24 protein-coding genes and 3 tRNA genes are annotated in these 22,710 nt (G+C 68.0%); 3 read left to right on the forward strand and 24 right to left on the reverse strand.

Features of this window, described 5'->3' with window-relative positions; translation table 11 throughout:
- Position 1: 1 nt before the first annotated feature.
- The gene (locus CAL11_RS05045; protein ID WP_033461186.1) at positions 2–583 is read right to left on the reverse strand and encodes an NUDIX hydrolase; all 582 of its coding nucleotides are present in this window, start codon (positions 581–583) and stop codon (positions 2–4) included.
- The gene (locus CAL11_RS05050; protein ID WP_033461183.1) at positions 580–1,491 is read right to left on the reverse strand and encodes a LysR family transcriptional regulator; all 912 of its coding nucleotides are present in this window, start codon (positions 1,489–1,491) and stop codon (positions 580–582) included. Before CAL11_RS05050 ends, CAL11_RS05045 begins: the two co-directional genes overlap by 4 nt.
- Positions 1,492–1,606: 115 nt before the next feature.
- Here CAL11_RS05050 and CAL11_RS05055 point away from each other — a divergent pair, with 115 nt between their 5' ends.
- A complete protein-coding gene (locus CAL11_RS05055) occupies positions 1,607–2,008 on the forward strand; it encodes a DoxX family protein (protein WP_033461181.1) in 402 nt (133 codons plus the stop codon).
- Positions 2,009–2,026: 18 nt separating this feature from the next.
- Here the strand turns inward: CAL11_RS05055 and CAL11_RS05060 are convergent, their stop codons facing one another.
- From CAL11_RS05060 to CAL11_RS05155, 20 genes are all read right to left on the reverse strand, one after another.
- Positions 2,027–2,629: a DUF2946 family protein gene (locus CAL11_RS05060; protein WP_086092327.1), complete on the reverse strand. Its 603-nt coding sequence runs from the start codon at positions 2,627–2,629 to the stop codon at positions 2,027–2,029.
- Positions 2,630–2,686: 57 nt separating this feature from the next.
- Positions 2,687–3,070: a hypothetical protein gene (locus CAL11_RS05065; protein ID WP_086092328.1), complete on the reverse strand. Its 384-nt coding sequence runs from the start codon at positions 3,068–3,070 to the stop codon at positions 2,687–2,689.
- Between the two features lie 119 nt (positions 3,071–3,189).
- Positions 3,190–3,263: transfer RNA gene (locus CAL11_RS05070), tRNA-Cys, on the reverse strand.
- 60 nt (positions 3,264–3,323) lie between these two features.
- Positions 3,324–3,399, reverse strand: a tRNA-Gly gene (locus tag CAL11_RS05075).
- 118 nt (positions 3,400–3,517) lie between these two features.
- Positions 3,518–4,126, reverse strand: a complete 609-nt coding sequence (locus tag CAL11_RS05080; protein WP_068926971.1) for a LysE family translocator — start codon at positions 4,124–4,126, stop codon at positions 3,518–3,520.
- A gap of 75 nt (positions 4,127–4,201) precedes the next feature.
- Entirely contained in the window at positions 4,202–5,212 is a 1,011-nt protein-coding gene (locus CAL11_RS05085) for a tripartite tricarboxylate transporter substrate binding protein (protein WP_086092329.1), read from the reverse strand.
- A 51-nt stretch (positions 5,213–5,263) separates the two neighbouring features.
- Positions 5,264–7,021 carry a gamma-glutamyltransferase family protein gene (locus tag CAL11_RS05090; RefSeq protein ID WP_086092330.1) on the reverse strand — a complete coding sequence of 586 codons (1,758 nt, stop codon included), beginning with the start codon at positions 7,019–7,021 and terminating at the stop codon, positions 5,264–5,266.
- Positions 7,022–7,074: 53 nt separating this feature from the next.
- Entirely contained in the window at positions 7,075–7,416 is a 342-nt protein-coding gene (locus CAL11_RS05095; protein WP_086092331.1) for a cupin domain-containing protein, read from the reverse strand.
- Between the two features lie 13 nt (positions 7,417–7,429).
- Positions 7,430–8,869, reverse strand: a complete 1,440-nt coding sequence (locus CAL11_RS05100) for an FAD-dependent oxidoreductase (protein WP_086092332.1) — start codon at positions 8,867–8,869, stop codon at positions 7,430–7,432.
- Between the two features lie 132 nt (positions 8,870–9,001).
- A complete protein-coding gene (locus CAL11_RS05105; protein ID WP_068926967.1) occupies positions 9,002–9,817 on the reverse strand; it encodes a MerR family transcriptional regulator in 816 nt (271 codons plus the stop codon).
- Positions 9,818–9,903: 86 nt separating this feature from the next.
- Positions 9,904–10,650 (reverse strand): sulfite exporter TauE/SafE family protein, encoded by a 747-nt coding sequence (locus CAL11_RS05110; RefSeq protein WP_086092333.1) that lies wholly within the window; start codon positions 10,648–10,650, stop codon positions 9,904–9,906.
- 151 nt (positions 10,651–10,801) lie between these two features.
- Entirely contained in the window at positions 10,802–11,707 is a 906-nt protein-coding gene (locus CAL11_RS05115; RefSeq protein WP_086092334.1) for an NAD-dependent epimerase/dehydratase family protein, read from the reverse strand.
- 27 nt (positions 11,708–11,734) lie between these two features.
- Positions 11,735–12,535: an HpcH/HpaI aldolase family protein gene (locus tag CAL11_RS05120; RefSeq protein WP_033461149.1), complete on the reverse strand. Its 801-nt coding sequence runs from the start codon at positions 12,533–12,535 to the stop codon at positions 11,735–11,737.
- Between the two features lie 100 nt (positions 12,536–12,635).
- Positions 12,636–13,397 (reverse strand): GntR family transcriptional regulator, encoded by a 762-nt coding sequence (locus tag CAL11_RS05125; protein ID WP_033461146.1) that lies wholly within the window; start codon positions 13,395–13,397, stop codon positions 12,636–12,638.
- 24 nt (positions 13,398–13,421) lie between these two features.
- Positions 13,422–14,708: a TRAP transporter large permease gene (locus tag CAL11_RS05130; protein ID WP_086092335.1), complete on the reverse strand. Its 1,287-nt coding sequence runs from the start codon at positions 14,706–14,708 to the stop codon at positions 13,422–13,424.
- Positions 14,705–15,250, reverse strand: a complete 546-nt coding sequence (locus CAL11_RS05135) for a TRAP transporter small permease (protein ID WP_086092336.1) — start codon at positions 15,248–15,250, stop codon at positions 14,705–14,707. Before CAL11_RS05135 ends, CAL11_RS05130 begins: the two co-directional genes overlap by 4 nt.
- The gene (locus CAL11_RS05140) at positions 15,247–16,275 is read right to left on the reverse strand and encodes a TRAP transporter substrate-binding protein (RefSeq protein WP_086092337.1); all 1,029 of its coding nucleotides are present in this window, start codon (positions 16,273–16,275) and stop codon (positions 15,247–15,249) included. The genes CAL11_RS05135 and CAL11_RS05140 overlap by 4 nt, the downstream gene beginning before the upstream one ends.
- 275 nt (positions 16,276–16,550) lie before the next feature.
- Positions 16,551–17,492, reverse strand: a complete 942-nt coding sequence (locus CAL11_RS05145) for an aldo/keto reductase (protein ID WP_086092338.1) — start codon at positions 17,490–17,492, stop codon at positions 16,551–16,553.
- Complete coding sequence (locus CAL11_RS05150) at positions 17,489–18,865, reverse strand: NTP/NDP exchange transporter (RefSeq protein WP_086092339.1); 1,377 nt, start codon at positions 18,863–18,865, stop codon at positions 17,489–17,491. The genes CAL11_RS05145 and CAL11_RS05150 overlap by 4 nt, the downstream gene beginning before the upstream one ends.
- 524 nt (positions 18,866–19,389) lie before the next feature.
- Positions 19,390–19,465, reverse strand: a tRNA-Gly gene (locus CAL11_RS05155).
- Positions 19,466–19,661: 196 nt separating this feature from the next.
- Between CAL11_RS05155 and murB the strand changes: the two genes are divergently transcribed.
- Complete coding sequence (gene murB / locus CAL11_RS05160) at positions 19,662–20,714, forward strand: UDP-N-acetylmuramate dehydrogenase (RefSeq protein ID WP_167382451.1); 1,053 nt, start codon at positions 19,662–19,664, stop codon at positions 20,712–20,714.
- 36 nt (positions 20,715–20,750) lie between these two features.
- Here murB and dapB read toward each other — a convergent pair whose 3' ends face one another.
- Both dapB and CAL11_RS05170 read right to left on the reverse strand, forming a co-directional pair.
- Positions 20,751–21,560, reverse strand: coding sequence for a 4-hydroxy-tetrahydrodipicolinate reductase (dapB, locus tag CAL11_RS05165; RefSeq protein ID WP_033461096.1), 810 nt, complete (start codon positions 21,558–21,560; stop codon positions 20,751–20,753).
- Entirely contained in the window at positions 21,561–22,109 is a 549-nt protein-coding gene (locus tag CAL11_RS05170; RefSeq protein WP_033461093.1) for an outer membrane protein assembly factor BamE, read from the reverse strand.
- A 149-nt stretch (positions 22,110–22,258) separates the two neighbouring features.
- On the opposite strand from CAL11_RS05170, the gene fur reads away from it, so the two are divergent.
- The gene (fur, locus tag CAL11_RS05175) at positions 22,259–22,678 is read left to right on the forward strand and encodes a ferric iron uptake transcriptional regulator (protein ID WP_086094513.1); all 420 of its coding nucleotides are present in this window, start codon (positions 22,259–22,261) and stop codon (positions 22,676–22,678) included.
- The last annotated feature ends 32 nt before the right edge of the window (positions 22,679–22,710 follow it).

Genomic DNA, 22,710 nt, shown 5'->3' on the forward strand with positions numbered 1-22,710 from the left:
CTCAGCGGTGCGATTCGAGGCTGTAGTGGTGGGTGGGGAATTCGCCCTTGCGCCGGTCTTCCAGGTAGCGCCTGAGCGTGGTGACCACGGTGCGGAACGACAGATCGTCCCAGGGGATTTCCGCCTCGTCGAAATAGCGCGCTTCCAGGCTTTCCGGCCCGGGGTCCAGGCCCGGTCCGAGCGCCTCGGCCAGGTAGAAGAAGTGCACCTGCTCGACCTGCGGCACGTCGATCACCGTGTACAGCTGGCCCAGCCGGATGCGGGCGCCCGATTCCTCGAGGGTTTCGCGTTCGGCGCCCTGGGCGGTGCTTTCGCCCAGCTCCATGAACCCCGCCGGCAGCGTCCAGGTGTCGTAGCGCGGCTCGATGGCGCGCCGGCACAGCAGGATGCGGTTCTCCCAGACCGGCACGGTGCCCACCACCATGCGGGGGTTCTGGTAATGAATGGCGCCGCAATGGTCGCAGATGTCGCGGGCGCGGTTGTCGCCCTCCGGCACGCGGTGGGCGACCGGCGAACCGCATTGGCTGCAAAAGCGCGCGCGGCGCGGCGCAGGAAAATACTGGAGGGACTGTTGGGCGCTCATGAACGCGATTCTAACGGTTGGCGCGCGCCGCCGAAGCGCTTTTCCAGATGCTCGACGAACGAGCGCACCTTGGGCGACAGGAAACGCCGATGGGGGTAGACGGCCATCATCGTGATGAGCGAATGGCGATAGTCGGTCAGCAGCGCCGTCAGGCGGCCGGCGCGCAGGTCTTCGCCTACCAGGAACTCGGGCTGCAGGATGATGCCGTGGCCGGCCAGCGCGGCGGTGCGCAGCACATCGCCGTTATTGGCGCGGAAGGTGGCGTTGACGCGCACCACATGGGTCTGGCCGTCCTTTTCGAAGTGCCAGTCGTTGCCGGTGCTGGCGTAGGCATAGTGCAGGCAGCGATGGCGGCGCAGATCCTCGGGGTGCGCAGGCGCCCCGTACCGTTCGAGATAGGCGGGGGCGGCGCAGGCCACCAGCTGCTGCGGCGCCAGCGGCCGGGCCACCAGCGAGGAGTCGACCAGCGGGCCGATGCGCACCGCCACGTCGTAGCCTTCCTCCACCAGGTCGACGACCCGGTCGTTGAGATCCAGGTCGATGACCACTTCGGGGTAGCGCAGCAGATAGTCGGCGATGGCCGGACCCAGGTGCAGTACCCCGAACGATACCGGCGCGCTGATGCGCAGCCGTCCGGCAGGCTGGCTGCCCTGGGCCTGCAAGGCCAGGTCGAGCTCGGCCAATTCGGCCAGCACCGGCCGGATGCGGTCGTAGAACGCCCGCCCTGCGTCGGTCAGGCTCAGTTTGCGCGTGGTGCGGTTGAGCAGCCGCACGCCGTACTTCTGCTCGAGGAAGGCGATCTGGCGCGTCACGACCGAGCGTGCCTGGTCCGTCTTGTCGGCGGCCGCGGCGAACGAGCCGAGCTCCACCACCCGGGCGAAGGTCTGCATGGCGGTGTGCGTGTCCATTTATTGTTCCTGTTTTGACAACAATAATTTGCCATTCTGCATGTTTATCTTCAATTGGGGAATCGAGACAATGCCCGGACCTGGCGCACCCTCCGGCGCGCCCATTGGAGAAAACATGATCGATTCCCGCACGGCTCCCTATGCCGCCCTGTTGCTGAGGCTGGCGCTGGGTGTGATGTACCTGGCCCACGGCCTGACCAAGCTGCTCGTGTTCACGCTGCCCGGCACCGCCCAATTCTTCGCCAAGGCAGGGTTTGCCGGCTGGCTGGCCTATCCCGTGACGTATTTCGAGATCATCGGCGGGGTGCTGCTGATCCTGGGCATCTACCCGCGCTGGGTCGCGGCCGTCGCCGCCGTGCAATTGCTGGCTGCCGCCACGGTGCATGCGGGCAACGGCTGGGCGTTCGGCAATCCGGGCGGGGGCTGGGAGTATCCGGTTTTCCTGGCGGTCGCGGCCGCCGCGCTGGCGCTGCTGGGCAACGGCAAGGCGGCGCTCGTGCCGCGTGGGCGCGCCTGAGGGCGCGCGCGGCGGATCCTAGGCCGGCTTGCCCGGGTTGGCCACGAAACCCAGGCGGCGCGCGACATCGCCGCTGGCCACGCCATGCAGCGGCGCGGCCTCGGGCCAGGCAGGGTGCGACACCAGGAGGGGCGGCTGGCCCGGTTCGGGCCAGCCTGATTCCAGCACGTCGGCCAGCGCCTGGCCGTCCACGTGCAACTGCGCCAGCAGCGGCGCCAGTTCGCGGTCTTCGACCAGCCCGGGGCCCGCTGCCGTGGATGCGTACAGGCGTCCCTCGTCATCGAGCCACCACTGCCGCACGGCGGTGACGGCCTGGCCGGTATGGGTCTGCAGGCCGGGGAGCTCGTCGGCGCGGCGCAGGATCAGCGGCGCCGCGTCCAGGCGCACATAGACCCGCTGCGGGCCGTTCTGGAAAAACCAGTTGCCCTGCGCATCGCTTTCGTAGTTGCGGCCGATGAAGGCCAGGATCTGCGGGCTGGTGATGGACTCGCCCGCGGCGCCGCGCGCCGCGTCGCCTTGCGGATGCAGGTGCCAGCGGCCGCGCGCATCCAGCGACAGCCAGCCATATACCGCCGGCACGTCGGGCCAGCGGGCCAAAGCGTCTTTTACCAGTTGATCCATGGCGCCACGCAACAGATTCCGGCCGCCATTATAGGCAAGCGCGCGCGCCGGGCCGCGTTACGGCCGGATCACGATAGGCGGCGCGCTGATGATGATGGCAGGGTTGGCGGGAATCACCGGCACCATGGCCGGTTGCGCATAGCCATAGTCATAGCCGGACCGGTAGCCCGGGCATTTGCGCTTTTCGCGGTACTCGCCGTTGCGTTTCCACTTGCGTTCGACCTTGCACGCGCCGTCCCAGTATTTTTCCTTGTATTCGCGGCGCGGGCGGTAATCGTCATCGTCGTCATCGTCGTCGGCGCGCGCCATCATGGGCGCGCAGGCCAGGGTCAGCGCAATCAGCGCCAGCAGCAGGCGCGCGCCGTGGCGCGCCGACGGACGGGGGAAGTGAAGGGTGGCCATAGTCGTGCGGACGTAATTGCGACGGCCACACGTTAGCAATGCGCGCGCACGCCTGGGGTACGTAGAGGTAGGGAAGGGTAACCAGATGCGCAGGACGCAAGGCCCCGCCGCGCGTCCTGAAACAAAAAGGCCCGCAGCGCGGCGGGCCTTGAAGTGTTTGGAGGCGCAAGCCGGAATCGAACCGACGTACACGGATTTGCAATCCGCTGCATAACCACTCTGCCATTGCGCCGGCAGACTACAAGAAAAAAGGAAGCACGGCAGGTAACCGCTAGCTTCCCTTTTTGGTGTTTGGAGCGGGAAACGAGTCTCGAACTCGCGACCTCAACCTTGGCAAGGTTGCGCTCTACCAACTGAGCTATTCCCGCATGGGTACTGCTTGGGTCAAGCAAGGTGGAAAGATCCTGTCTGGAAAATTCCCACAAGCTGCTCAACGAAGAAAAAAATTATACACGATTTAGGCTGTCGGGTTCAAGTCGCGGGCGGTCACGTTCCGGGCAGGGCGATGCCCATGGCCGCGAACATCCCGCCGCAGGCCTTGTTGAAACGCCGGCCGGCCCGCTGCAGGAAGGGGCGGACCTTGTGGGCCGCGCGCGCCAGGCCGTACTCGACCACGAACTCCATGGCGGCGAAGGTGGCGGCCATGACGGCGAACTGGGTGGCCAGGCTGCGCGCCGGGTCGATGAACTGCGGCAGGAACGCGCCGAAGAAAAGCAGGGCCTTGGGATTGGAGATGGCGGCCAGCAGGCCCTGGCCGAACAGCCGCGCGCCGCGCGCCGACGGCGATCCGGCCGGCGGCAGCAATTGCACGGCCGGTGCGCGCCACAATTGAATGCCGAGGTAGACGAGGTAGGCGCCGCCTGCCCATTTCAGCAGGATCAGCGCGGGCGACCAGGCCTTGAGCAGGGCGCTGATGCCCAGCATGGACAGGCCGATCACGAGCGTGAAGCCGAACGCGCCGCCGGTAATGGTGCAAAGCGCCTTGCGGTGGCCGTGCATGGCGCCGTGCGTGAGGGCCAGCAGCGTGTTGGGGCCGGGCGTCAGGGACAGCCCGGTGACGGCGATCAGGTAAAGCAGCCAGGTATGCAGTGACATGGGTGGAGGCGGCGGCAGGTGAACAGGCCGGGTATCGGCCGTTCACAGTGTAGCCCTGCCGCCCGCGCGCCGGGCCTAGTTGAGCGTTGCTCCCGATTCAGCGACGACTTTCTGCCATTTGGCGAGTTCCTTGTCGATGTGCGCCTGGAACTGCGCCGGCGTGCTGCCCACCGGCGTGGCGCCGATGGCGGTCAGCTGCTTGACGACCTCGGGCTGCTTGAGGACTTGGGCGATCTCGGTGCTGAGCCGTTCCACGACGGGGGCGGGCGTGCGGGCCGGCACCGAAATGCCGTGCCACGCCACCGCCTCGTAGCCGGGCACGCCGGCCTCGGCCACGGTCGGCACGTCCGGCAGCACCGGGCTGCGGCGGCTGCTGGTGACGGCCAGCGCGCGCACCGCGCCGCCCTGCACCTGCGGCAGGGCCGAGGGGATGTTGTCGAACATCAGTTGCACGCGGCCGCCGCGCAGGTCGGTCATCGCAGGCGCGCTGCCCTTGTAGGGAACGTGCAGGATGTTGACGCCCGCCATGGTCTTGAACAGTTCGGTGGCCAGGTGGGTGGAGGTGCCCGTGCCCGCCGAGGCGTAGGTCAGCGCCTTGGGGTCTTTCTTCGCCAGCGCGATGACCTCGGCGATCGAGTCGACCGGCACGTCCGGGCCGGTGATGACGACGTTGGGCAGTTCCACCAGCTGGGTCACCGGCTCGAAGGCTTGCTTGAAGTCGAACGGCAAGTCCTTGTACAGGCTCTCGTTGATGGCGTTGGCGGTGGTCGAGAACAGCAGCGTATAGCCATCGGGAGCCGCCGAGGCGACCATCTGCGAGCCGATGTTGCCGCCCGCGCCGGGCTTGTTCTCGACGATCACCGATTGGCCCAGGCGCGTTCCCAGGTGCTGGGCGACGATGCGCGCCACCATGTCGGTCGCGCCGCCCGGCGTGTAGGGCACGATCAGCCGCACCGGCTTGGACGGATAGGTGTCGGCGCTGGCGGCGCCGGCGGGCAGCAGGGCCGCCCCGAGCATGGCCGAGGCGCAGGCCAGGCGGGCTTTGCGGCCGAGCGCGCCGAGCAGGCAGCGGGAAATGATAGTCATGGAGTCTCCTTATCGTTGTATGCGAGGGGTGTCTTGTGACGGGAGCGGCGCCTACCAGCCCAGCGCGTAGGCGGCGGCGCGCCGCGGGTCGGCGCCGGCCTGGTAGATGCCTTGTTCGAGATCGGCGTCGATGGCGCAGACGCCACCGGCGCGCCACAGCCAATCGGGCCAGCGCTGCATGTCGTGTCCGAGCGCGGCCAGGGTTTGCTCGGTCTGCGCGGGGATGCGTCCTTCCACGCTCAGGCGGCCGGGGTAGTAGGCGTGCGGCGCGAACGAGTCGGGATGGCTATAGGAAATGAAACGCGGCGCCTCGATCGCCGTTTGCGGGTCCATGTCGAACAGCGTGATGTTCAGCAGCACCTGCAGCATGGCCTGCACCTGGCTGTCGCCGCCGGGGCTGCCCAGCGGCAGGATGCGCTTGCCGCGCTGGATGGCCATGGCGGGGTTGGGCGTGAGCCGCGGACGTTTGCCGGGGGCCAGGCTGGCCGGATGGCTGGAGTCGGCGCGCGACTGGGACCCGCGCGAGGATGGGCACAGCCCGGTGCCGGGTATCACGATCGTGTCGCTCGACACATCGCTGGGCGTGGCCGAGAAGGCGTTGCCGTGGCGGTCGACCACGCACACGTACGAGGTATCGAGCGGGGGATCGATCTCGCGCGAAATATTGCCGTGGATGGCGCGCAGCGTTTCGTAGCCCGCGATCTCGCCGCACGGCGGCATTTCGGGCCAGGCACGATCGGCGCGCACCAGTTGCGCGCGCTGCCGCGCGTAGGCGTCCGACAGCAGCGTTTGCGCGGGCACGTCGATGAAGCGCGGATCGGCGTAATAGTGCTCGCGATCGGCGAAAGTCAGCTTCAGCGCTTCGGCCACGTGATGGATATAGCGCGTGCTGTTGTGGCCCATTTCCTTGAGGTCGAACGACTTCAGGATGTTCAGGGCCTGCAGCAGGGCCGGGCCCTGGCACCAGAAATTGCACGCATAGACGTCCATGTCGCCGTAGCGCGTGCTGAGCGGGGCCTCGATGGTCGGCGCGTAGCCGGCCAGGTCGGCGGCCGTGAGCAGGCCGCCGTTCTCCTGGTGGAACGCGACGATCTTGCCGGCGATGTCGCCCTGGTAGAACGCATCTCGGGCGGCCTGCAGCTTGCGTATGCGCGAGCCGGCGGTCGCGGTCTCCTGGTCCGCCATGTACTGCAGGCTGGCGGCCAGATCGCTTTGCACGAAGCGCTCGCCCACGCGCGGGGGCCGTCCGCCCGGCAGGTAGATGGCGGCGTTGGACGGCCAGCGGCGGTACTTGGCCTCGGCTTCCTGCAGGCGGTCCGCCAGGAACGGATACATGATGAAGCCTTCGCGCGCGAAGCGGATCGCGTATTGCGCGACCTCGGCGAAACTGCGCGTGCCGTAGCGCTGCAGGGCGGTGATCCAGGCCCCGGGCGCGGCCGGAATGACCGTGCGCAGCAGGCCTTCCGGCACCACGCCGCCGAATTCGCGTTCGAACCGTTCGCACGAGGCCGCGGCCGGCCAGCTGCCGAGTCCGTCGATGGTGATGACCCGGTCTTCCGCGGCCAGGTAGATCATCATGGGCGCGACGCCCGCGATGTTGACCTGGTCGCTGTGCACCACGCCCAGCACCAGGCCGGCCGCCACGCCGGCGTCCACGGCGTTGCCGCCCGATTCGAGAATCTGGAACGCGGCGTGCGAGGCGAGGTAGTGGCCGCTGGACACCGCATGACGATTCGCCGCGATGACGGGCCGGTGCGCGGTATAGGTGCTGGTGGCGGATTGGCCGGTAGCGAACGCGTCGACGGACATGGTGGTCTCCTCCGGAATGCGGGCCGCCCCGGCGGGGCGGGCCCTGGTTCGGCTTAGTCGATGATCAGGTAGCTCTTGCGCAGCGTCTCGCGCACGTCCCAGACGCCATGGCAGTCGGCCGGGAAATACACGGCGTCGCCGGCGCGGATTTCGACGGGTTCGCCGCCGTCAGGGGTGAAGTAGCAATGCCCGGCGATGAAGTGCGAGAACTCGCGCTGCATGATGGTGCGGCGGAAATGGCCCGGCTGGCATTCCCAGATGCCGGCGGTCACCCCTTCCTGCTGCGCCAGCCCGACATCGGTGCTGCGGTCGGCGGCGACCGGCTTGCCCGGCACCTCCGTCTTGGGGGTGAAGGCGCCCGACGGCGCGGCATTGATGACGACGGGTTTTTTCATGTCATGGCCTCTATCAGGATTTGTCTTCCAGGCCCGCCGGCGCCAGGGTGGCGAGGCGGGTGTCCAGCCACGCGGGCTTGCGCCCGAGCGCTTCGTCGCGCTCCTTGCGCAATACCGCGTTGCGTACCAGCGTACCGCCCATGAAGCGTATGGGCTCGGGCGGGAACTTCCTGCATTCCCGCCCGACCAGGGCGGACTCGCTCCATTCGTTCCTGCGGCCCAGTGCCAGCGAGGCCAGGATCTGTCCGCCCACCCAGCTCGGCGCCACGCCGTTGCCGCTCCAGCCGATGCCGTAGCAGATGTGGTCGGCGCCGCGCAGGCGGCCGAGCACCGGCAGGCTGTCGTAGGTGCGGTCGATGGGGCCGGCCCAGGCCTGCGCGATCGCGACATCGCGCAGTTCGGGATAGGTGCGCCGGAAATCCGCTTCGGTCAGGGCCTCGGTGGCGGGGTCGCGGCTGAATACCTGGCCGATGCGCCCGCCGCTCGAGAGCGCGCCGGTGCCTTTGCCGAAGACCAGACGTCCGTCGCGCGTCTTGCGGTAGTACCCCACCAGCAACTGCGAATCCGTGATGGCTTCGTTGCCGCGCCAGCCCAGGCCCTCCAGGCGCTCGCCGATGGGTTCGGTGACCACCAGCGCGCTGTTGACGGGCGTGATCAGGGGCGCCAGCTCGGGCACCGCGGCCGCCCACACGTTGTTGGCCAGCACGACCGTGTCGGCCCGCACTTCGGCCTCGTCCAGGCCGAGCACGGCGGGAGCGCCGGTGTGCAGCGTACGCACCGCGCTGCCCTCGTACACCTCGATGCCTTCGTCCAGCGCAGCCTGCCGCAGGCCGCGCGCCAGCAGGGCGGGCTGGACGGTGGCCGTGGCCGTATCGAAGATGCCTTCCAGGTGTACCGGCGAGCCGGTGCGGCGTGCCAGTTCGTCCGGCGCCACGGCCGTGAAAGGCTGGCGCCCGACGCGCTGGCAGGCTTGCAGGGTGCTGGCCCAGGCCCCGCGCTGGGCCTCGGTGGTGGCTGTCCAGAACCAGCCGCCCCGCACGAAATGCGCATCGACTCCGCGCGCCAGGCAGAACCGCTCGAGTTCGCCGATCGCGCGCTCGGAGGCCAGCGCCAGCCGCAGCGCCTCGTCGCGGCCAGCCATGGACAGCAGGGTGGACAGCTTGGGCCACCACGACATGGCGAAGCCGCCGTTGCGCCCGGACGCGCCGCCGCCGCACAGATCGCGCTCCAGCACCATGATGCGGGCCGATGGCTGCAAGGCCTTGGCCGCCAGGGCCGTCCACAGGCCGACGAATCCGCCGCCGATGATCGCGATGTCCGCGCTGTGGCGGCCAAGCAGGCCTTGCGGACGGGGCTCCTGCGGCATCGCTTGCCTGAACCAGTAGCTGCGCGCCAATGCGGGCAGGGCGGCGCGCCGGTCTAGCTGCAAGGTCTGATTCGTTGACGCGCGCATGGCCTCTCTCTGAATGCGGGCTGCCGGGGTGGCAGCGGGAATGGCCGAATTATACCTATATGTTTTCTGTAGGCATATATATTTTCTGTAGGTAAGGCGGATTTTCCGCCGCCAAAGGCCGCGCGCCGCGGCTCAGAAGCTGCGTGGCGTGTTCACCCAGAGCAGGACGGTCGGCTCGTCGCCGGCGGCGGACCAGGAGTGCAGCAGGCGGCTGTCGAAGGAAATGCTGTCGCCGGCGACCAGCTCCCAGGTCTTCAGCCCTTGCACGCTGATATGGAAGCGGCCATGCAGCACATGGATGAATTCTTCGCCGTCATGCGCATAGGCGCCGTCGCTCTGGGCGCCCGGTTGCAGTACCCAGCGCTGGCAGTCCAGCGATTCCAGGGTCTCGGCCAGCTGGAAGATCTGGATGCCGGCGCCGAAGCTGGGCGCTTGCCGCGCCTTGCCGTCGCGCACGACGTGGGCGCTGCTGTCGGCGGACCTGGCCGGCGGCGCCGAGAGTTCGGTGACGGTGGTGCCATAGCAGGCCGCCAGGCGTTGCAGGCTGGCGACCGCGGCTCCCTGGCCGGTGCGCTCGAAGGTCGAGATGAACGAGACCGGCAGTCCGGTGGCGTCGGCCGCCTCCTGGAGCGACATGCCGTGTTTCTGCCGGGCCACCCGAAACTGCCGGCCCAGCTGTTGGGTGTTGGCCGAACGCTTCGGCCGCGCCGGGTCCTGTTGCGCCGGCGTGGTGCCGGCCAGCGCGCGCTTGATGGCCGAGATGTTCAGGCCTTCGACCTTGCGCAGGCGCAGGACGGTGCGGATCAGGCCCAGATCGTGTTCGCCGTAGATGCGCTGCCCGGTCGGGCTGCGCAGCGGCGACAGCAGCCCGTGCTGTTCCCACAGGCGCAGCGTGGAGGGGTTGGTGCCGGTCAGTTGCGCGGCTTGGGTGATTCCGAATTCCGGCATGTTGCTACGGGATGGGTTGTGCACGGCGCCCGGCGACGCGGCGCGGGAAATTGTAATCGACCGGGGACGCCGGCCCGCCGCGCCGGTCAGGCGCGCATGAACATGAAAGCGGTCATGGCCAGCCCGATCGCGATAATGCCCGCGCGCAGGGCGCCGCGCGGGATGCGGCGCGCCAGCCTGCCGCCGACGTAGCCGCCGGCGAGCGCCGCGCCCAGCATCAGCAGGGCGTATTGCCAGTCGATCAAGGCGCCGGCCACATAGACGACGACGGCGATGCAGGTCAGCACGCCCGAAAGCAGGTTCTTCAGCGCGTTCATGGTGTTCAGGCTTTGATAGCCCGAGGCGCTGAACAACGCGAGCAGCATGATGCCGATGCCGCCATTGAAGAAGCCGCCATAGACGCTGACCGCCGCCAGCCCGGCCTGGCCGCGCCAATTGCCGGCCGCTGCGCCGGCCCGCTGCGTGCGCTTGAGCATGGCGGGCGCGCACCAGAAAATCAGCGTGGCGGCCAGCAGCAGCCAGGGCACCAGGTGGCGGAAGGCTTTCTGGTCGATCCAGAGCAGCAGCAGCGCGCCGACGGCGCCGCCGACCGCGGCGATCAGCGTGGTGCGCCACAGCGGCACGCGATGCGGCTCGATGAAGAGATCGCGCCGCATGGCCCAGGCCCCGGCGAAATAGCCAGGCAACAGGGCCAGCGTGCCGGTTGCATTGGCCATGACGGGCGGCACGCCCACCGCCACCAGGGCCGGCAGCGTCAGGAAGCTGCCGCCTCCCGCCGCCGCATTGAGGATGCCGGCAAAGAATGCCGCGCCCAAGACCAATGCCAGATCCATTCGTAGTCCCCGTTGTTTTCCTTGTCGGTGCCCGGGGCCGCGCCATGTGGATGGCGCGGCCCCGGCGCGTCGCCACGGATGCTAGCAGGTTGACGGCCGGGCCGGGCGGGTGGGGGCTGGCCGCGCTGGCGGCACGGCGGCGGCTGCCGCTTCAGGCCCGGGCAGGCCGATAATGCGCCAGCGTCCGTCCGATGCCCGTCTCGAGCGGCGTGCGGGGCAGGGCGGGAAAGGCCTGGTACAGCGCGTCGTCGGGGATATCGGCGGTGAACGGCAGCACCGGGCCTTCCGCCCGCAGGCGCGCGTCCGGGCAATGGCGGCGAATGGCCTCCAGGATGTCCGCCATCGGCGTGGGCCGGCCGGACACATTGAACACCCGCGCGCCGGGGGCGCGCGCAAGCAGCGCCTGCTCGTAGGCCGCGGCGACGTCGTCCGCGTACACCAGGCACGTATCGCCCTGGTATCCGATGGTGTAGGGCTCGCCGCGCGCGGCGGCGCGGCAGGCCAGGGTGGGGCCGGCGCTCAGCCCGACCTCCCGTCCGGGCCCATAGACCACGCCGGGACGCAGCCCGACGCTGGATATGCCGTCGTACTGCCAATACGTGCGCGCGCAGCCCTCGGCCGCCAGCTTGAAGGCGCCGTAGTGGGTCGACGGCTCCGGCCGCAGTCCGTCGTCCGGGCCGAATACGCTGACGGAGCTGGTGTAGACCACATGGCGCAGGCCCTGCTTCTTGGCCGCTTCGAAAACATGCAGGGTGCCCAGCAGATTGACCTGCGCGCCCTTGATGGGATCCAGCTGGCATGACGGCGTGAGCAGGCCGGCCAGGTGGACGACCTGCTGGCAGCCCGACAGGGCGGTCTCCACGTCCCGGGCCTGGCTGACGTCGCCGACCACCCATTCCAGCTTGTCGGCGGCATCGCCCAGCAGGCCGCGAACGACGCGGCGGTCATCGCCGATGTCCATGATGCGCACCGGCAACCCGCGCGCCAGCAGCCGTTGGGCGACCCAGGCGCCCAGGAAGCCGCCTCCGCCCGTGATCAGAACCTTGGTGTGTTGCATTGATGACTCCAGAGGGATGCGCGGGGCTCAGGATGCGAGCCCGGGCCGCGGCAGGATGGCATTGAGCGCGTTGAAGCTGCTGGAAAGCAGGAACCGGTCGCCGCTGACCACGAACAGCGCCGCGCCTTCGTCCTGCCAGCGCGCGATCTGTTCGCACAGCAGGCGCGGATCGCTGTCGAATATCGACATCATGACTTGCATGCCCTTGGCGCGCGCCTGGCGGACCATGCGGGACTGGGCGGCCTGCACGTCGGGGTGCTTCCAGTCACCGTTCAAGCCCAGCGCCTGGCTCAGGTCGAACGGGCCGAGCGCCACGGCGTCCAGGCCGGGCACGTCGAGGATGCGCTCGAAGTTGGCGATACCCTGCGGGGTCTCGATGAGGGCCGCGACGAAGGTGTGGTCGCGGGCCTGTTCCACGTGCCGAGGCCAGGGCGTCACGCCATGCGCGGTGGCGCGGGTGCAGGGGCAGGCGCCGCGTTGCCCGTCCGGCGCATAGCGCGACGCCGCCACGATGGCGGCGGCCATCTCGGCGCTGTCCACGTTGGGAACCAGCACCCCGTTGGCGCCGGTGTCCAGGGCCTTGAAAATGGCGGTCCGGCTGGCATCGGGCGTGCGCACCAGCGCGGTGGCGCCGCCGAGCTGGGCCGCGCGCGTCATGTGCACCGCCGATTCGATGCCGAACGAGCCGTGCTCCATGTCGACGATGACGAAGTCCAGGCCCGCGCTGGCGGCGATTTCGCAGAATTCGGGCGAGTTCATCTGGGCCCAGGTGCCGTAGGCGGGCCTGCGGCCGCGCAGGGCCGCAAAGAGTCGGTCGGGTATGTGCATGCGTTGTCCTTGTCGAGAAATGAGGCGTGCAAGTCCCCAGCGGCTGGGCCGGCGCGGCCCAGCCGTTGCGGCTGGCAGGGAAGGCGGAAGGCGCTGCGCCCTACGTGGCGGGCAGCAATGCGTCGGCCGAGGAGCGGGGGTCGAGCACGAAGCGCTTGCCCCAGACCAGGTGCGCGCGCATCTGGTTCTGCGCGCGCTTCGCGTCCCCGTCCTTGATGGCCTCGAAAATCTCCCGGTGCTGCTGGACATTGGCGCCCAGCCGCCCGGGATATTTGGTGTGCAGGCGCGTGGACAGCCTATGCATCTTGTCGCGCAGGCGCTCGAGCATCTGCACGATTTCCTCGTTGCCGTGTATCTGGGCCAGGCTGAGGTGGAACGCCATGTCGAGCTGGTGGTAGTCGAGATAGGCGCCCTCGCGCACACAGTCCTCCTGCTGGCGCAGGATGGCTTCCACGCGCTCGATGTCCGAGGGCTGAAGCTGTCCGACCAGGGAGAGCGCGACATGGCTTTCGATGACCGTGCGGATCTCGTAGAAATCATTGATCGCATTGGCCGACATTTCCGGCAGCATGATGCCGATCTTGGGCACCACGACCACCAGGCCTTCCAGCTTCAGGCGTTCGATCGCCGAGCGCACGGGATTGAGCCCCAGCCCGAACTGGGCGGCAAGCTGGCGTTCGGAATAGGCCCGCCCCGTCTCTTCATTGAGGAACAGCATGGCTTTGATCTGCTCGTAGGCCACGTCGCGCAGAAAGGGCTGCGGGGCGCCGGGCGCCGTATCGCTTGCCTCGGCCGCGCTCGTGGTCCGCTTGCCCGCCAGGGCACGGGAGGCCGTGCGGGCTCGGGTGTGCAAGTCGTTCATACGCGTCTTCCTTTGTTGCGTAGCCTATTGGAAATGCCTGAACCACAGGGTCAGTTCGGGCACGAAGCTGATAAGCAGCAGGACGCTCAGCGCGGCGCCGAAGAACCAGGCGAGGTGGGGCAGCATTTTCACCATGTTCACGTCCAGTGTGCGGGCTGCAACGAAAACATTGGCGGCCAAAGGTGGGGTGATCAAGCCAATTTCGATATTGGTGACCAGGATAATACCGAAGTGCACCGGATCGATTCCGAACTTGATGGCCGCCGGCGCCAGCAGCGGACCCATGAGCATGACCGCGGCGTTGGTTTCCATGAACATGCCGACCAGCAGCAGCAACAGGTTGACGCCGATCAGGAACACGATGGGGTCGTCCGTCACCGACAGCGCGAAGGCGGCGATGTCCTGGGGAATCTGGTTGAGCACCAAGGCGCGGTTGAACAGGCTGGTCAGCGCGATGATGGTGAGAATGGCCGCGGAAGCCTTGACGGCGTTGGTGAATACCACCGGCACCTGGTCCCAGCGCAGGGTGCGCTGGATCAGCGTCATCGCCAGGGCCGCGGCCGCGGCGACCGCGGCCGCCTCGGTGGGCGTGGTCAGCCCGGAGTAGATGCCGCCCAGCACGAACACGGGCAGCAGCAATGCCGAGACGGTGGCGCCGGGGGGCGGGGCCGGCGCACGATCAAGACCCGCCGCGCCTGCCGGCGCGACGGCGCTTTCGACGCCGCCCTGCAAGACCGAGCGCGAACGCAGGGCGTGCGTGGCGAAGAACGCGCCGGCCATGATCAGGCCGGGCACCAGCGTGGCCAGGAACAGGTCGACGATGGACGTGCCGACCACCGAACCGTACAGGATCAGCGGGATCGATGGCGGCAGCAGCACGCCCAGCAGGCCGGCGGCGGCGACCAGCGACGCGCTGTAGGCGCGCTTGTAGCCGCGCGCGGTCATCTCCGGACCCACGGTCGCGCCGATGGCGGCGACCGTGGCGACGGACGAGCCGGTCATGGCGCTCATCAATCCCGATGCCGCCACGGCGATGTGGCCCATGCGAGCGGGCAGGAAATGCAGGATGCGGTCGCAGATCTGGCTCAGGCAAAGAGCCAGGCCGCCGCGATTCATGATTTCGCCGACCAGCAGGAACAGCGGAATCGCCACCAGCGGAACCGCCGAAATGGTTTCATAGGGGATGGCGCCCAGCGCGTCGAGATCCAGGTTGAAACTTCCGGCGCGGCCCATCACCGCGAGGGCGAACGCCATGCCCAGCGGCGTGCCGATGATAAGCAGCAGGAACAATCCCGCGAAGGCGAGGCTCATTGCGCGAACTCCAGGCTGGGACGGCCGGCGACCAGTCGGTAAATGGCCAGCGCGGCGTGCAGGGCGATCAGGGCGGCGCCGGCCACCATGAGCCCGCTGGGCAAGGCCACCGGCGTGCCCAGGTCGATGAGCCTTTCGCCGGAGTCCAGGGCATAGTCGAAGAATCCCCAGGCCGTGATGGCGAACATGACGCCGAACACCAGCTGCGCCAGCAGCGATGCCAGGTGCGCGGCGAAGCGCAGCGCGCCGGCCGGCAGCAGGTCGACCACTTCGATATTGATGTGGCGCCGCAGGGCCGTGCACGCGGACGCGCCCAGGAAGGTCAGGGCGGACATGGCGGTCACGGCCCATTCCGTCAGGTTGGGAATGGGCAATAGCAGCGCGCGCGCGGCCACGCTGACGGCGACGGTCGCCATGATCACCGCCAGCGCGGCGACGCTGACGGCCATCTCGCCGCGCAGCAGCCAGCGCTCGGCACGGTCGATGGCCGAGCCGGGCGCGGGACCGGCCAGCGAGGCGGACGAAGGGGAGGCGGCGTTCATTGGATGTTGTTCCTGGCCAGCTCGTCGCGCAGCGCCTGGATGCGGTCCGCGCCATAGACGTTTGCCAGCTTGTCCCACTGCGCGCGTCCGAGCTCGCGGAAAGGGCGCATCGCCTGCGCGTCCAGTTCGATGACGGCTACGCCGCCTTGCCGGATTTTCTCCACATATTCACGGTTCAGCTTGCGGTTGTTGGCGATCTGGTTGCGCGCGGCCTCTTCGGCGGCGGCCAGCACGAGCGCCTTCTGCTCGTCGTTCAGCCGTTTCCAGAACCGTTCGCTGGAAGCGATGGCCCCGATCGCGTAGATGTGGTTGGTCAGGGTCATGTACTTCTGCGCCTCGAACAGGCGCGAGGTGTAGGTCAGGGCGGGACCGTTGTCCTGGCCGTCGACCGTGCCCTGCTGCAGCGCGGTGAACAGCTCGGGAAACGGCAGCGCCAGCGGATGCGCGCCGGCGGCCTCGAACAGCGTCTTGATATTGGTGACGCTGGGCGTGCGCAGCTTCATGCCGCGCAGATCATCGGGCGTGGCCACGGGGCGTTGCGAATTGGTGATCGACCGGAACTCCAGCTCGAAGAAGGCGAGCGGCTCGATGCGCCGCTTGCGCAGGGTCTCGCGCGTGGTTTTCTGGATGATCCCGTCGGGATTGAAGTGGATACGGTCCGCCTCCTCGAAGGTGCTGACGGCATAGGGCAGGTAGTGGATGTCCAGCAGCGGGTCCAGCCCGGTCAGGCCCGCCACGTTCAGAAAGGCGAGGTCCAGCGAGCCGCGCGCCAGTTCGCGCCCCAGCGCCTCGTCGCCGCCCAGTTGGCCGGCGGGAAACAGCGCAATCTCTATCTGGCCGTTCGAGCGGGTCTTGACCAGTTCGGCGAACTCCTTGCCGGCGACTTCCTGGGGGCTGCCAATGGCGAAGACATGGCCCAGCCGGACGCGGATGTCCTGGGCATGCGCGCTCGGCGACATGACGCTCGATGCCGCCAGCAGGCATGCCGCGCCAAACGTTTTCAGGGATGAAAACAACGTGGTCATCAAGAATGCTCCATAGGTGGAGCCCATGCCCGGCCGGGCGGCTCCGTGTCTCCTGGCCCGTCGGTCTGGCCGACGGGTTGGTATGTCATCGCCATTGGCGATATGCCTTCAGACATTTATCTGACATTTCAGATAAATGTTAATGAAATTCTAGGCCGGGGCAGAATTGTGGTTTTCCCTAGGCGCGGGCGGACGCTGGCCCGCCGTTCGGTCCGAACGGGCAGTCCTGCATGGGGAAGAGGGCCGCCGCGCTCGCCGTGGGCGCGGCGCGTCGCCTACAGCGACTCGATGTGCGCGATCATCCGCCGCCGTCCGGCCGGGTCGGGCAGCAGTCCCGTGGCCGCGCGCAGGTTGTCGATGACATTGCGCGGCTGGCTGGTGGCCGGCGTGGCGGTGGTGACCGCCGGGTGCGAAATCACGAATTTCAGGAAGAACTGGCCCCACGAGGCGATGCCGTATTCGGCCGCCCAGTCCGGCAGGGCATGCCCCTCGACCCGCTGCCACAGGCGCGAGCGGCCGAAGGGCTGGTAGGCCAGCACGGCGGTGCCGCGCTCGCGCGCCAGCGGAAAAATGCGCGCTTCCATGACGCGGTGGTCGATGGCGTAGTCCACGCCGATGAAGTCCAGCCGTTCGGCGCGCAGGATTTGCTCCAGCGCCTCGTACTGCTCGGGGAAGGTGGTCGTGACGCCGATGTAGCGCACGCGGCCGGCGTCGCGGTACTCCCTGAGCAGGCCGAGCTGCGTCGGCACGTCGCCCAGGTTGTGGACCTGGACCAGGTCGATCGCGGGCCGGCCCAGGCGGGCCAGCGAGCGGTCGATCTGCGCGCGGGCGGCGGCCGGATCGGCCCTGCCGCCGCCGCGTCCCGCCACGTTCACCTTGGTCGCCCAGAACAGCTTGCGGTCCAGGCCGGCCTCACGGGCGATGCGCGCGGCCACCTCCTCGGCCGTGCCATAGGCGGGCGCGGTGTCGAACACCGTGCCGCCCTCGCGCACGAAGGTTTCCAGCACGTCGCGCACGCGGCCGGCGTCGCCTTCGCCGGCGATGCGCGCGAACGATGCCGAGCTGCCCAGGCCCACCGCCGGCAGCCGTTCGCCGGTGCCCGGGATCGCCCGGGTGATCAGGCCGGCGGGGCCATCGGCCGCCCACGGCAGCCCCGGGCGGGCGGCCAGGGCCAGGGCGGCGGCGGACAGCCTGAGGCAATCGCGTCGGGTCATCATGGTGGCGGGCTCCTCGTCGCGGCAAGCGTTTCCGGCGCGGCGGCCGGGGTGGATGGAACGGACGCGCCGTTCTTGCGGGCCAGGCGCAGTTGGGCGCGGCCCAGCCACCATCCCAGCGCGGCCCAGCCCAGCGCCAGCGGAACGGCCACGCTCGCCAGGCCGGCCAGGCCCACGCCCAGCCGGCCCAGCAGGCCTTCGACCTGCGCGCCGGCCACGTCGCCGCTGCGGTAGCCGAAGGTGTCGATGAAGGCCTTGGACTTGTATTTGTCCTCGCGGTCGAGCACCGTATAAAGCGTCTCGCGCGCCGGCCGCGCCAGCGCCCGCTGGACCGCCCGGAAGACCGCCTCGAACACGATCAGCGCCGCGAGCGTGCCGACCATGGCCAGCCCGACGAAGCCCAGCATGACGGTCAGCGGCAGCAGCGTCAGCGTGATGGCCACGCCCAGCCGCTTCATCACGTGTCCGGCCACCACCGCCTGCAGGGCCAGCGTGGCCGCCTGCGTGATCAGGTCGATGCGCGCGAACACAGTGGTGCGCAAGTCCATGTCCTCGCCCAGCTCGGCCACCATCTGCAGCCGGGTGAAGTAGAGCAGCGTGCTGGCGATCGCCATGATGATCACATAGCTGGCGATGCCGAACAGATAGCGCGAGCGGAACACCGCTTTCAGCCCCTGCCACGCGTTGCCGCCGATCAGGGTACGGTCCTGCCCGTCCGTGGCCCGCTGCCCGCCGTCCATGCCGGCGGGCGGCGCCGCGGCCTGGCCGCGCCCCACCGCCCAGGCGGCCTGCATCGCCAGCAGCAGAAAGCCCGCCGAGACCAGCAGCAGGGCGGGCGTGCCCAACGGACGCGCGAGCAGCGACGCGAGCCAGGGGCCGAAAATCGCGCCCAGCGTGCCGCCCACGGAAATCAGCGCAAACAGGCGCCTGCTTTGCTCGAGCGTGAAGCGATCCGCCATCAGCGCCCAGAACAGCATGGTGGCGAACATGTTGAAGACACTGAACCAGACGTAGAACACCTGCCCGCTGGTCGCGCCGACGGCCTGCGGCGCCTGCACCAGCAACTGGTGGAACGCGGCCAGGCTCAATGCGAAGAAGATATACGTCGCGCCGATGAACTGGCGCCTGGAAAACCGGCTGACCAGCCAGCCGAACACCGGGTTGACCAGCAGCGTCACCAGCGCGGTGCCCATGAACAGCCAGCGCACCGCCTCGATGCCGCGCTGCATGCCCAGTGCGTCGCGGGCCGGGCGCAGCACCATCAGCGCCGTCAGGACGCAGAAAAAACACAGCCCGGACAGCAGCGCCGGCCGGATCTCGTCGTGGCGAAGGTTGAAGAACGCCGCCAGTCGGTTCTTGTGCGCTGCGCTGAACATCCTGGCGGGCCTCGCTGAGTGGGTGCGCGAACAGGCGGCGGCAGAGCCGTATCCGTCCGTGGAATCCTGTCTATGCCGGCGGGTTCCTCAAGGGCTGTCATCTGCCGGCTGGCTTGAGGGTTCCGGTACCGCGCATGAAGGAACGGTCACGCTGGCGCGCATGGCTGCGTGAAAAGTATTCACAAGGAACAATAACTCAAGGCCGCTGTTTCAACGAAGCCAGCCGGGAACGTGGTTGGGCTTTGGGATGCCATTTCTCCATCGGCCGTAGATATTCTGGTCGCCGCCTGCTGCACGGACTTCGCGATGATCCGAGCCTCAAAGGCTAAGGATTGCCGCCGTTGCTGGCTTCATTCATTCTTGCAATATGTGAGGCATTCATTTAGTAGCCATGCATAGTGCGGGTTATCTGATAAGAAGAGGGTTATCTGATAAGAAGATTCAGTATCTTCGTGAAGCGGGCCAGAGAATTGTCACGCAAGAACAAAAAGGCCCAAACCGAAGTTTGGGCCTTTTTTTGAATCTGGAGCGGGAAACGAGTCTCGAACTCGCGACCTCAACCTTGGCAAGGTTGCGCTCTACCAACTGAGCTATTCCCGCAAAATACCGCCTGATGCTCGTCGATGCCTGGGCAGGTGTGTCATGCCGCTGTCATCGCGAGCCGCGCATTCTACATGAGTTTCCGGAGTTTGTCGCGCGCCTTCAAAGCGGTTGCGGCGTGCCGCTGCGACAAGCTCACTCAAATACTTGTGTAAGATGAGCGAAGACAGAAACTATAGCATAACAAGCCGTGCCCATGTCAACCATTTCGAGTCCCGAGCCTGCCGCGTCCCTGGCGCCGCGGGCGCAGGATCTGCGTCATTTCAATACCCTGGGCCTGGCGGCGCACGCGCCGGCGTTCGTCGCGCTGAGCGCGCCGTCCCAACTGGAGGCGCTCTCGGCGCTGGCCGCGCGCCACGGCGAGCTGCTGGTGCTGGGGGGCGGCAGCAACGTGGTGCTGCCGGCCAGCGTGGCCGGGCTGGTGGCGCACGTGCGTCTGGCCGGGATACGGCTGCTGCGCGCCGATGCCGGCGGCTGGCTGGTCGAGGCCGCGGCCGGCGAGAGCTGGCACGGCCTGGTCACGACCTGCATCGGCAACGGTTGGGACGGGCTGGAAAACCTGGCGCTGATTCCCGGCACGGTGGGCGCTGCGCCGGTGCAGAATATCGGCGCCTATGGCGTCGAGCTGGCCGACCGATTCCATGGCCTGACGGCCTGGGACGTGCGCGGCCGGCGCCTGGTCGAGATGGGCGCGGACGATTGCCGTTTCGCGTATCGCGACAGCTTCTTCAAGCACCAGGAGCCGGGCGCCTGGGTGATCGTCTCGGTGCGCTTCGCGTTGCCGCGGCCCTGGCGGCCGGTGCTGGATTATCCCGACCTGCAGCGGCACGCCGCGCTGGAAGGCGCCGCGCCGACCGCCCGCGCCGTGTATGACGCCGTGTGCGCGATCCGGCGCGCCAAGCTGCCCGACCCCGAGGTGATCGGCAACGCCGGCAGCTTTTTCAAGAACCCACTGGTCGATGCGGCTACGCGGCAGGCGCTGCTTGGCCGGTTTCCCGGCCTGGTTTCGTATCCCCAGCCCGATGGCCGCTACAAGCTGGCCGCCGGCTGGCTGATCGACCAGTGCGGGTGGAAGGGGCGCCAACTGGGCGCCGCGGGCGTGCACGATCGACAGGCGCTGGTGCTGGTCAATCGAGGCGGCGCGCAGGCGCGCGACATCATGGAGCTGGCGGCAGCCATCCAGGGCGACGTCGAGCGGCGCTACGGGGTGCGGCTCGAACCCGAGCCGGTCGTGGTGCCGGCCCGCTGAAGGCGGGCGCGGCATGACGCCGCGCCGCTGCCTGGCCTACAGGCCCAGCACGGCCTGCATGTCGTACAGGCCGTTGTCCTGGCGGGCCAGGAAGCGCGCCGCGCGCACGGCGCCCTGCGCATACGTGGCGCGGCTGCTGGAGCGGTGCGAGATTTCGATGCGTTCGCCCGTGCCGCAGAAAAACACCGTGTGATCGCCGACGATGTCGCCGCCGCGCACCACCGAAAAACCGATGGTGCCGGGCTTGCGCACGCCGGTGTCGCCGTGGCGGGTCCAGGTGGCGACGTCGGGCAACGCCACGTCCCAGGCCGAAGCCACCGTTTCGCCCATGATCAGGGCCGTGCCCGAGGGCGCGTCGACCTTGTTGCGGTGGTGCGCCTCGAAGATCTCGACGTCGTAGCCTGAGTTGAGGATGCGCGCCGCCATGTCCAGCAGCTTGAGCGTGGCATTGACGCCGACGCTCATGTTCGGGGCGAAGACGATGGCGATCTTCTGGGCGGCGACCTCGATTTCGGCGCGGCCGCTGCTGTCGAAACCGGTGGTGCCGATCACCATCTTCACGTCGTGCTTGAGGCAGGCCTGCAGGTGCTGCAGCGTGCCTTCGGGCCGGGTGAAGTCGATCAGGCAGTCGGCCCGCGCCAGGGCGTCGAGCTGGTCGGTGATGGTGACGCCGCAGGGGCGCCCCAACGCGGCGCCCGCATCCTGGCCGAGCGAGGGCGAGCCGGCGCGGTCCAGCGCCACGGCCAGTTCGACGCCCTCGGTGTCGAGGACGGCTTCGATCAGCATCTGGCCCATGCGGCCGCTGGCGCCCGCGATGGCGATGCGCTGGGGGTTGGCTTGCGTCATTTACTTGAGCGGTTCGAAGGTTTGGCCCGGCTCGCCCGGGTAGTCGAGGGTGGGGTTGTCCGGCGTCGTGACATCGACATGGGGCCGGACTTCTTCGGCCTTGTCGATGCCTTCCTGGCGCTTTTCGGCCGTATCCACTTGGGCGTCGTCTTTTTCTTCCTGCTTGGCGTTCACTTTCTCAATCTGGAACGGCTGGAGGTCGGGTTGCTCATCCCCGCTCCAGCGTACCAGGTGGTCGTTCTCGAACCACACGGTGAACTGGCGTTCCTGCGCCTTGCCGTAGCCGGGCTTGAAGTAGTAGGGGTAGTCCCAGCGGTCGGCGTGCAGCACGCTGGTCAGCGTGGGGCTGCCCAGGGCGAAGCGCACCTGTTCGCGCGACATGCCTTGCTGCAGCAGCGCGACCTGTTCCTTGGTGATCCAGTTGCCTTGCTGGACGCCGGCCTTGTAGGGGAAGCCCCATTTGCCGGACGAGCAGGCGGTCAGGGCGGAGGCTGCCAGGACAGCCACCGCGAGCCCCTTCAGAGGCCGCAGGGAAATACGTGCGATCATGGACACTAGCGCCCCTATTATTGGAAACGGATAAAACCGTTATCATAAAGGTTTCATAACGATAGTTCCGTGGGGCAGCGGGTGATGGCTACGCTGGCTTGCGTCGACCTTCGACCCCCATGCCACCGCGGATGGAGAGCGATTACACCATGAGCGACCAAAGCGAACTGAAAAACATGGGTTTGAAGGCGACGTTTCCCCGCCTGAAGATCCTTGATATTTTTCGTAAATCCGACCTCCGCCACCTCAGCGCGGAAGACGTCTATCGCGCCCTGATCGCCGAGAACGTGGAAATCGGCCTGGCGACGGTATATCGCGTGCTGACGCAGTTCGAGCAGGCGGGCATCCTCACGCGCAGCCAGTTCGATACCGGCAAGGCGGTGTTCGAACTGAACGACGGCGATCACCACGATCACCTCATCTGCACCAATTGCGGCGCGGTATTCGAGTTTTCGGATCCCGATATCGAAAAGCGTCAATACAAGGTGGCGAAGGACAACGGCTTTGTGCTCGAAAGCCACGCCATGGTGCTGTACGGCATTTGCGGTAACTGCCAGAAGGGCCGCTGATTCTCCGGCTCGACCAACCCTGCCTCCAGGCG

Source organism: Bordetella genomosp. 6, from assembly GCF_002119705.1.
GTDB lineage: Bacteria > Pseudomonadota > Gammaproteobacteria > Burkholderiales > Burkholderiaceae_B > Bordetella > Bordetella bronchiseptica_F.

Coding starts and splice junctions, on each gene's coding strand:
- fur (WP_086094513.1), top strand. CDS start 22,259: ATGAGCGACCAAAGCGAACTGAAAAACATGGGTTTGAAGGCGACGTTT.
- CAL11_RS05100 (WP_086092332.1), bottom strand. CDS start 8,869: ATGCGCGCGTCAACGAATCAGACCTTGCAGCTAGACCGGCGCGCCGCC.
- CAL11_RS05105 (WP_068926967.1), bottom strand. CDS start 9,817: ATGCCGGAATTCGGAATCACCCAAGCCGCGCAACTGACCGGCACCAAC.
- murB (WP_167382451.1), top strand. CDS start 19,662: ATGTCAACCATTTCGAGTCCCGAGCCTGCCGCGTCCCTGGCGCCGCGG.
- CAL11_RS05095 (WP_086092331.1), bottom strand. CDS start 7,416: ATGAAAAAACCCGTCGTCATCAATGCCGCGCCGTCGGGCGCCTTCACC.
- CAL11_RS05090 (WP_086092330.1), bottom strand. CDS start 7,021: ATGTCCGTCGACGCGTTCGCTACCGGCCAATCCGCCACCAGCACCTAT.
- CAL11_RS05045 (WP_033461186.1), bottom strand. CDS start 583: ATGAGCGCCCAACAGTCCCTCCAGTATTTTCCTGCGCCGCGCCGCGCG.
- CAL11_RS05060 (WP_086092327.1), bottom strand. CDS start 2,629: ATGGATCAACTGGTAAAAGACGCTTTGGCCCGCTGGCCCGACGTGCCG.
- CAL11_RS05135 (WP_086092336.1), bottom strand. CDS start 15,250: ATGAACGCCGCCTCCCCTTCGTCCGCCTCGCTGGCCGGTCCCGCGCCC.
- CAL11_RS05085 (WP_086092329.1), bottom strand. CDS start 5,212: ATGACTATCATTTCCCGCTGCCTGCTCGGCGCGCTCGGCCGCAAAGCC.
- CAL11_RS05140 (WP_086092337.1), bottom strand. CDS start 16,275: ATGACCACGTTGTTTTCATCCCTGAAAACGTTTGGCGCGGCATGCCTG.
- CAL11_RS05150 (WP_086092339.1), bottom strand. CDS start 18,865: ATGTTCAGCGCAGCGCACAAGAACCGACTGGCGGCGTTCTTCAACCTT.
- CAL11_RS05130 (WP_086092335.1), bottom strand. CDS start 14,708: ATGAGCCTCGCCTTCGCGGGATTGTTCCTGCTGCTTATCATCGGCACG.
- CAL11_RS05080 (WP_068926971.1), bottom strand. CDS start 4,126: ATGTCACTGCATACCTGGCTGCTTTACCTGATCGCCGTCACCGGGCTG.
- CAL11_RS05125 (WP_033461146.1), bottom strand. CDS start 13,397: ATGAACGACTTGCACACCCGAGCCCGCACGGCCTCCCGTGCCCTGGCG.
- CAL11_RS05120 (WP_033461149.1), bottom strand. CDS start 12,535: ATGCACATACCCGACCGACTCTTTGCGGCCCTGCGCGGCCGCAGGCCC.
- CAL11_RS05050 (WP_033461183.1), bottom strand. CDS start 1,491: ATGGACACGCACACCGCCATGCAGACCTTCGCCCGGGTGGTGGAGCTC.
- dapB (WP_033461096.1), bottom strand. CDS start 21,560: ATGACGCAAGCCAACCCCCAGCGCATCGCCATCGCGGGCGCCAGCGGC.
- CAL11_RS05145 (WP_086092338.1), bottom strand. CDS start 17,492: ATGATGACCCGACGCGATTGCCTCAGGCTGTCCGCCGCCGCCCTGGCC.
- CAL11_RS05170 (WP_033461093.1), bottom strand. CDS start 22,109: ATGATCGCACGTATTTCCCTGCGGCCTCTGAAGGGGCTCGCGGTGGCT.
- CAL11_RS05115 (WP_086092334.1), bottom strand. CDS start 11,707: ATGCAACACACCAAGGTTCTGATCACGGGCGGAGGCGGCTTCCTGGGC.
- CAL11_RS05110 (WP_086092333.1), bottom strand. CDS start 10,650: ATGGATCTGGCATTGGTCTTGGGCGCGGCATTCTTTGCCGGCATCCTC.
- CAL11_RS05055 (WP_033461181.1), top strand. CDS start 1,607: ATGATCGATTCCCGCACGGCTCCCTATGCCGCCCTGTTGCTGAGGCTG.